Origin of the sequence: Frankia sp. CpI1-P, from assembly GCF_001421075.1 — a bacterium.
Classification (GTDB): Bacteria; Actinomycetota; Actinomycetes; order Frankiales; family Frankiaceae; genus Frankia; species Frankia torreyi.
This window is the reverse complement of the sequence record NZ_LJJX01000072.1, coordinates 22,197-29,342: the sequence shown is the minus strand read 5'-3', so window position 1 is coordinate 29,342 and position 7,146 is coordinate 22,197. Positions and strand designations below refer to the sequence as shown.

General features: G+C 71.7%; 5 protein-coding genes and 9 pseudogenes. 7 read left to right on the top strand and 7 right to left on the bottom strand.

Features of this window, described 5'->3' with window-relative positions; genetic code table 11:
- Nucleotides 1–217, top strand: a 217-nt coding sequence (locus tag FF86_RS36725) for a hypothetical protein (protein ID WP_128423660.1), incomplete at its 5' end; no start/stop codon positions are given.
- Nucleotides 218–232: 15 nt separating this feature from the next.
- Here the strand turns inward: FF86_RS36725 and FF86_RS63305 are convergent.
- Both FF86_RS63305 and FF86_RS28205 read right to left on the bottom strand, forming a co-directional pair.
- A pseudogene (locus FF86_RS63305) lies at nt 233–285 on the bottom strand (hypothetical protein); the annotation flags it as partial.
- Between the two features lies 1 nt (nt 286).
- A partial coding sequence (locus FF86_RS28205) for a LysR family transcriptional regulator (RefSeq protein WP_396230149.1) occupies nt 287–1,089 on the bottom strand: 803 nt, incomplete at its 3' end.
- Between the two features lie 145 nt (nt 1,090–1,234).
- Between FF86_RS28205 and FF86_RS28200 the strand changes: the two are divergent.
- Nucleotides 1,235–2,590, top strand: a pseudogene (locus FF86_RS28200) (MFS transporter); the annotation flags it as partial.
- A 32-nt stretch (nt 2,591–2,622) separates the two neighbouring features.
- Here FF86_RS28200 and FF86_RS59585 read toward each other — a convergent pair.
- Nucleotides 2,623–2,681, bottom strand: a pseudogene (locus FF86_RS59585) (transcriptional regulator); the annotation flags it as partial.
- 1 nt (nt 2,682) lies between these two features.
- Nucleotides 2,683–2,779 (bottom strand): annotated as a pseudogene (locus tag FF86_RS69055) (winged helix-turn-helix transcriptional regulator); the annotation flags it as partial.
- Between the two features lie 50 nt (nt 2,780–2,829).
- On the opposite strand from FF86_RS69055, the gene FF86_RS28195 reads away from it, so the two are divergent.
- Complete coding sequence (locus tag FF86_RS28195) at nt 2,830–3,531, top strand: nitroreductase family protein (protein WP_044888189.1); 702 nt, start codon at nt 2,830–2,832, stop codon at nt 3,529–3,531.
- 4 nt (nt 3,532–3,535) lie between these two features.
- On the opposite strand, the pseudogene FF86_RS59575 reads toward FF86_RS28195, so the two are convergent.
- The 3 genes and pseudogenes from FF86_RS59575 to FF86_RS59565 all read right to left on the bottom strand — a co-directional run.
- Nucleotides 3,536–3,876: pseudogene (locus FF86_RS59575) on the bottom strand (MFS transporter); the annotation flags it as partial.
- A gap of 1 nt (nt 3,877) precedes the next feature.
- Nucleotides 3,878–4,303: pseudogene (locus FF86_RS59570) on the bottom strand (MFS transporter); the annotation flags it as partial.
- Between the two features lie 68 nt (nt 4,304–4,371).
- On the bottom strand, nt 4,372–4,933 hold a 562-nt coding region (locus FF86_RS59565; RefSeq protein ID WP_242419772.1), incomplete at its 3' end, for an MFS transporter.
- 218 nt (nt 4,934–5,151) lie between these two features.
- Between FF86_RS59565 and FF86_RS28185 the strand changes: the two genes are divergently transcribed.
- The 4 genes and pseudogenes from FF86_RS28185 to FF86_RS59550 form a co-directional block, all read left to right on the top strand.
- Nucleotides 5,152–5,793 carry a TetR family transcriptional regulator gene (locus FF86_RS28185; protein ID WP_044888191.1) on the top strand — a complete coding sequence of 214 codons (642 nt, stop codon included), beginning with the start codon at nt 5,152–5,154 and terminating at the stop codon, nt 5,791–5,793.
- Between the two features lie 190 nt (nt 5,794–5,983).
- Nucleotides 5,984–6,212 (top strand): annotated as a pseudogene (locus FF86_RS59560) (AAA family ATPase); the annotation flags it as partial.
- Nucleotide 6,213: 1 nt separating this feature from the next.
- Nucleotides 6,214–6,344, top strand: a pseudogene (locus FF86_RS59555) (ATP-binding protein); the annotation flags it as partial.
- 203 nt (nt 6,345–6,547) lie between these two features.
- A pseudogene (locus tag FF86_RS59550) lies at nt 6,548–7,012 on the top strand (DUF4143 domain-containing protein); the annotation flags it as partial.
- Nucleotides 7,013–7,146: the final 134 nt, after the last annotated feature.

Below are 7,146 nucleotides of genomic sequence, written 5' to 3'. Positions count from 1 at the left end.
GTCGTGCGCCGGGCGCTTTTCCCCCCTCCGCCGGACGGCCCGGATCCTGGCCGCGGTGACCGCTGAGATCGCCGAACACGTCCTACCGAAACGGCTCCGCTCCCACCCCCGCGTCGTCCGACGCACCAAACGCACCCCGTTCCCCGCCAAGAAGCCGATCGACAAGCACCTCGCAGGACCGCCGCCCACCGTGGTCACAGTCCTGATCCGAACCTAAAGTTCCTGGTATTGNGCGAGCGCCGGGTGAGGGTTGTCGCGATGCCAGATCAGGGAATGCGGGTAGATNGGTGTCGGGTCGTGCAGCGGGATGCGGCGCAGATCGTAGCGGGTGGGCCAGAGCAGCCGGGTCTTTTCGCCGACGAGGCTGGCCAGGGTCGCGGAGTCGGCGAGGACGTCCAGAAGGTGCTCGGTGCCGAAATTGGGACCGACCGGATCGATGGTGAGTCCGAACTCCGCGGCGAGGTCGTCGTAATACGTGGCCCATTCTGTCCCGGGGAGGATGCCGGGTATCCAGATTCGGTGTCCGACCAGGTCGGCAGGCGTGACGGCGCGAGCTGCGGCCAGCGAGTGGGTCGGCCCGGTGAGCAGTTCGTGGGGTTCGTCGACGACCCGGATCGCCTTGATGACGTCGGGCATCTGCCGGGCGGGGAGGGGGACAGCCCGAAACGACGCGTCGATCGTTCCGGCTCGGACGGCCGCGATGGCGGCGTCGACGCCGGAGTCGTCGAGGACCACGACGTCCAGGTGGAGATCGGGGTGGGCGCCGTGGAAATCGCGGAGCAGGGCTGCCGGGGCGATCCGCCGGTTGATCACGTCTATGCGCAGCGCGCGTCGGCCGGGCCGCACGGAATCCGTCGCCCGCCGTTCGACCTGGAGCAGCTCGCGGGCGTGCGGGAGAAACGCCTGGCCGTCGATCGTGAGCTGAGCTCCACGCACGGTGCGGGTGAACAGCCGCACGCCGAGGTCTCTTTCCAGCTTGGCGATGCGCTTGGAGACCGCCTGTTGAGTGATCGTTAGCTCGGCGGCGGTGCGCTGGAACTGACCGGTGTCCGCGACGGAGACGAACGCTCGCACAGCCTCGAGATCCACGTCGCCCGACGTTAGTCGCACAACCCGGGGTTGTGGCTCGCCGCCGCGGCGGTTGTTTGCATCGCCCTTCGCCTGCTCGCTTAGATCCTGCTGGTCAACGAGATGTTGTTCGGATGCGGCGGGAAGGGGGCTGGGGCGGGTGGTAGTGGCGGGGCGGTCTGCGAGATGGCGCTTCGGGTGGCTCTGGGCCGCGTACGCGGTCAGCACCCTCGGCACGTGGCTGGCGTTCGACGCGTTCCCCCTGATCGCGATCCTCGTGCTGCACGCCGGGCCGACCGAGGTGGCGGTGCTCGCGGCGGCGGGGCCGGCGGCGGGGGCGCTGGTGGCGGTGCCGCTCGGCCCCTGGGTCGAGTTCCGCCGCAAGCGGCCGGTGATGGTGGCGATGGACCTGACCCGGTTCGTCGCGGTGCTGAGCGTCCCCGTCGCGTTCGCGCTCGGCTGGCTCACCTTCGCCCAGCTCGTCGTGGTGTCGATCATGGTTGCCGCCGCCGACATCGCCTTCACGGCTGCCGCCGGCGCCTACGTGAAAGCACTCCTACAGGGTGAGGACCTGCTCGTCGCGAACGCCCGGCTCGAGTCGACGACCTGGACCGCCACCGTCGTCGGGCCGCCGCTCGGTGGGGCCGCGATCGGACTGTTCGGACCGGTGACGACCGTGCTGGCCGACGCGATCAGCTACCTGCTCTCGGCGGCGGGACTCCGCGCGATCGGGGCCATTGGCGCGATCGGCGCGATCGGCGCGATCGGTGGGAGCGAGCCGCGCTCCGCGCCGGCCGGCACACCGAGGGCCCGGCTTCGCGACCTCACCGAGGGGTGGCGGCACATCCTGAGCCACCCGGCGCTGCGACCCCTGTTCGTCAACACCGTCCTGGTCAATGGGTTGATCATGGCGACGTCTCCGCTCGTCGCCGTTCTCATGCTCGGCCGCCTCGGCTTCGAGCCGTGGCAGTACGGCCTGGCGTTCGGGGTGCCCTGCGTGGGCGGGCTCGTCGGCTCTCGCCTGGCCCGGCCCCTCGTCGTGCGGCACGGACGGCATCGGGTCCTGCTCGTCGCCGGCACACTGCGGGCGTGCTGGTCGCTCGGGTTGGCCTTCATCCGCCCCGGCACGGCCGGGATCGTGCTCGTCATCGCCGTCCAACTCGGCCTGGTCACCTGCATGGGTGTGTTCAATCCCGTGTTCGCCACCTACCGGCTCGAGCAGACCGATGCCGGGCGCGTCGCCCGGACGCTGTCGGCCTGGTCGGTCACCAGCAAGGCCGGCATCGCGACCCTGACGGTGCTGTGGGGCCTGCTGGCCGGCCTCACCAGCCCGCGGATCGCGATCGCGGCCGCCGGCCTGCTCCTCCTGGCGACCCCCCTGATGCTGCCGCGGCGAAGCCTCACCCCGCAGCCGAAGCCTGGACTGGTCGCTGTGTTGCTACCCGATGCCGGCCCCGGCGGAGGGCAGCGGTCGCGCGGCGGCGCGGGCGCGTTCGATGTCGTTGATGTGGGTCTCGGTCCANCGGCGCAGGGCGGTGATGGGCTCGGCGAGGNTGCGGCCGAGGGGAGTCAGCGTGTAGTCGACGCGCGGCGGGCTGGTGGGGTGGACGGTGNGGGTGACGAAGCCGTCCGTCTCCAGGGCGCGCAGCGTCTGGGTGAGCATCTTCTGGGAGACGCCCTCGATGCGGCGGGCGAGCTCGGTGTAGCGCACCAATAAGTGCCTTCTTCCGAAAAGAGAGTCACTCCCCGACAGTGAGTGCCATGACGCAGCTCCTGCCGCCCGGACCCGCCGCCGGTCTCGTTCCGCCCACCGGGCCGACCCTGTCGGTCGCGGACGCCATCCGGACCCGCCGCACGGTTCGCCACTACCGGCCCGACCCGATCCCGGCCGCCACGCTCGACGCCCTGCTTGCCCTGGCCATGGAGGCGCCCACGTCCTGGAACCTGCAGGACCGCTCGATCGTCGTCGTCAGCGACGAGGCGGGCCGGGAGAGTCTCGTGCGCGCCACCGGCGGGCAGCCGCAGCCGGCCGAGGCCCCGATCATCCTCGTCTTCGTCGCGGAGCCGCAGGCCTGGCGCGCCGACCGGGCCGACATCTACGACCAGGCCCGCCGGGCCGGCGCCTGGTCGGACGACTTCATCGCCATGTTCGCGGCCGCCTCCGACGCCTTCCAGCACGACCTCGAACGGCGCGGCCTGCTACGCGAGTACGCGATCAAGGATGCGATGATCGCCGCGACCTACGTGCTGCTCGCCGCCACCGAGCTGGGGCTGGCCAGCTCGCCGATGAACGGCTGGGACGAGGCCGCAGTGAAGGAGACGATCGGCATCGCCGACCGCGACGACCTCGCCATCGCCCTGCTGGTCGCCGTCGGCTATCCCGCCGAGGAACGCCGCCACCCCGGCCGACGTCCCGTCGACCACAACGTCTTCCACCAGCGCTACGGGCGCGCTGACGGATAGGAGCTCACTTCGGTCGGCCAGCGCGCAGCAGGAGGGCCACGGCGAGCGCGGCGGCCCCGGTGGCGACCGCGCCGCCGAGGAAGGCGACCTGCATGCCGTCGACGAACGCCGTCCGCGCGTGGCCGAGGACCGGCTCGCCGAGGTGGGCGGCCACGCCCAGCGAGGAACGGGCCTTCTCGGCGAGGGCCGGCGGGAGCGCGCCGTGCTGGGCCAGGTGGTGGCGGTAGGTGGAGCCGAGCAGGCTGCCGAGCACGGCGATGCCGAGCGCCCCGCCGAGCTCGCGGGACAGGTCGTTGACGGCGGAGCCGACGCCCTGCAGCGCCGGGGGCAGGCTGTCGGTGACGGNGGTGGTCGCGGGCGTCATCGCCAGGCCCATCCCGACGCCGAGGGGGAACAGTCCGGCCAGCAGCAGCCAGTACGAGCTGCCCTGGTCGAGCCGGGACAGCACGACCATCCCGGCGGTGATCAGGAGCAGCCCGGCCACGCAGCAGGCGCGGGCGCCCACGGCGGCGACGACCCTCGGGGCGAGGCGGGCGGCGGGCATCATCCCGGCCGCCATCGGTAGCACACTGACCGCCGCCACGAGCGCGCTGTCGCCACGGACGAGCTGCAGGTACTGCATCGTGATGAAGATCAGGCCGAAGAAGCCGAAGAACTGCAGCAGGATCGACAGCGTGCCCGCGGCGAACGCCGGCCGGGTGAACAGCCGCGGGTCCAGCAGCGGGGTGCGGGTGTGCAGCTCCCAGGCGACGAAGCCGGCCAGCAGCACGATGCCGGTGCCGAGCCCGAGCAGGGTGGTGCGGCCGAGCCAGCCGTGCTCCGGCGCCTCGATGATCGAGNAGACGAGCGCGCCGAGGCCGGCGATCGAGATCACGGCGCCGACGATGTCGAGGGGCGGCCCGTCCGGGGCGGCCGAGTCGGGCACGAACAGCCAGGTCCCCACCGCGGCGAGGGCGGCGAGCACGACGCCGAGCAGAAACACCGAGCGCCACGACCACGCCTGCAGCAGCAGGCCGGAGGCGAGCAGGCCGACGACGGCGCTGGCCCCGGCGACGGCCGCCCACACCCCGACCGCCGCCGCCCGCCGTTCCCGCGGGAACGTGCCGGTGATCGTCGACAAGGTCGCCGGCATCACCAGCGCCGCGCCGACGCCGAGGACGCAGCGCAGCCCGATCAGCGTCGTCGCGCTGCTCGTGAACGGCGCCGCCGCCGACCCGGCACCGAAGATCAGCAGCCCGGTCAGCAGGGCGCGCCGCCGTCCGAACCGGTCGCCCACCGCACCCGCCGGCAGCAGCAGCGCGGCGAAGACGAGGCTGTAGGCGTCGATGATCCACGACAGTCGGGTCTGCGAAGCGTGGGTATCGGCGGCGATCGACGGCAGGGCGACGTTGAGCGACGACATCGCCGAGATCACCGTCGCCAGCGCCCCGCACGTGACCACCAGCACCCGGGTGTGGCGGACGACGGGCCCTGACGTGGACGTCGGGTGCAACTCCGTCGGCGTCGGCGTGGCCGTCGTCGGCGTGGTTGTCGTCGGTGAAGCCGATGTGGTCATCTCGGTCCTCCAGGTCGGTGCGCTGGATCGACCTTGGCGGGGCCGGCTACGGTAGTTCAACCGTGATGAATTCTTCGCCGCGGCGCGGGCGGCGGCCCGGCAGCCCTGATGTGCGGGCCACGATCCTCGCCGTCGCCCGGGATCGGTTCCGCCGCGAGGGCTACGAGGCGGTCACGATGCGTTCCCTGGCGGCGGACGCCGGCGTCGACGCGGCCCTGATCAGCTACTACTTCGGCTCCAAACGCGGCCTGTTCGCGGCTGTCCTGGAGCTCACCCTGAACCCCGCGGACGTCCTGGCCAGCCTGCTCGAAGGCGAGCTGGAATCCCTGCCCCAGCGGGCAATCCGCGCTCTGGTGGCCGGCTGGGACCGGCCCGAGACCGGCCTGCCGCTGCTCACCGCGGTCCGCGCGGCGGCGGCCGACCCCGCGCTCGCGACGCTGCTCCGCGGCGGCCTGCAGCGGGAGATGGTCGACCGCCTGGCCGACCGCCTCGGCGGCGCCGACGCCCGCCACCGCGCGGGCGCGTTCGTCGGTCAGCTCGGCGGGCTGGTGTTCACCCGCTACCTCCTGGCCGTCGAACCGCTCGCCTCCATGACCGCCGATGAAATAGTCCGCACTCTCGGCCCGGCCCTGCGCACCACCCTGTTCGGCCCCGTCCGACGGGCGGCGACCGGCAATGACCACGCCCGTGGGCCGGCGTCGGCGTAGGACGCGGAGCCGGTCGCTGGCCCGCGTAATGATCACAGTCGGGTATGCACCCCAGTGCGGATCACGCCTGTTGGAACGTGGTATCCCGAGGTGTTGGAAATTGGTACTGGAGGGTGCTGGAGATTGGTAGTCTCCGATGATGGAGNGGTCCTACCTGCCACGGCTTGTCGACGGGCTGATCCGCGATCTTGTGACGGAGCTGCCCGCGTTGCTGGTGGTCGGACCGCGGGCGACGGGCAAGACAACGACGGCGGCCCGGCACGCGCGCACCATCATCCGGCTCGACCGGCCAGGTGAGGCGGTTGCGTTCGCCGCGGATCCCGACGCGGCCCTGCGCGGGCTGCCGGAGCCGGTGCTCCTCGACGAGTGGCAGATGGTTCCGTCGGTGCTCGGTGCGATCAAGCGTGCGGTGGATGCCGNCCCCCGGCCTGGCCGGTTCCTGGTCACGGGGTCGGTGCGAGCCGATCTCGAAGCCGACAACTGGCCTGGCACCGGCCGTCTCGTTCGGATGGCTATGACCAGCCTCGCCGTCCGCGAGATCGAGGGTCGGGNCGAAGGGCCGACCTTCCTCGACCGCCTGGCCACCGACAGCGCCGACACGTTGACGCTACCGTCGGACGTCCCCGATCTGCGTGGCTATGTCGAGCTGGCGCTGCGCAGCGGCTTTCCCGAGCCCGCCCTGCACCTGTCGGAGCGGGCGCGGNCCTACTGGCTGGAAAGTTACCTGGATCAGTTGCTGACCCGGGATGTCGAGATGCTGCGGGAGAACCGGGATCCCCAACGCCTGCGGCGGTACTTCGAGGCACTGGCGCTCAACTCCGCCGGCCTGGTCAACGCCAGGACGCTGCACGAGGCCGCGGGCATCAACGCGAAGACCGCCGAAGCCTACGCGCATCTGCTCGCGAACCTGCTGGTGGTCGAGTCACTTCCCGCCTGGACGACGAACCGGCTCAAGCGACTCGTCCGGGGCTCCAAAAAGTACATCGTGGATACAGGGCTGATCGGCGCCGCACTGCGGCTCGACGTCAACGCCGTGCTCCGGGACGGGGACCTGCTCGGCCGGATCCTCGACACCTTTGTGGCGACCCAACTGCGGGCCGAGCTACCCGTCGGCTCTGGGCGTCCCCGCCTGTACCACCTCCGCCAGGACAACGGGCGTCACGAGGTCGACCTCATCGCCGAACTGGGCGCCGAACGCGTGATCGGTATCGAGGTGAAGNCAGACGCGGCACCCGGCGCAGCCGCCGCGCGGCACCTGACCTGGCTACGGGACGAGCTCGGTGACCGTTTCGTCGCCGGAGTGGTGGTCCACACCGGGCCCAGGATCTATCGGCTGGAACCGGGGATCTTCGC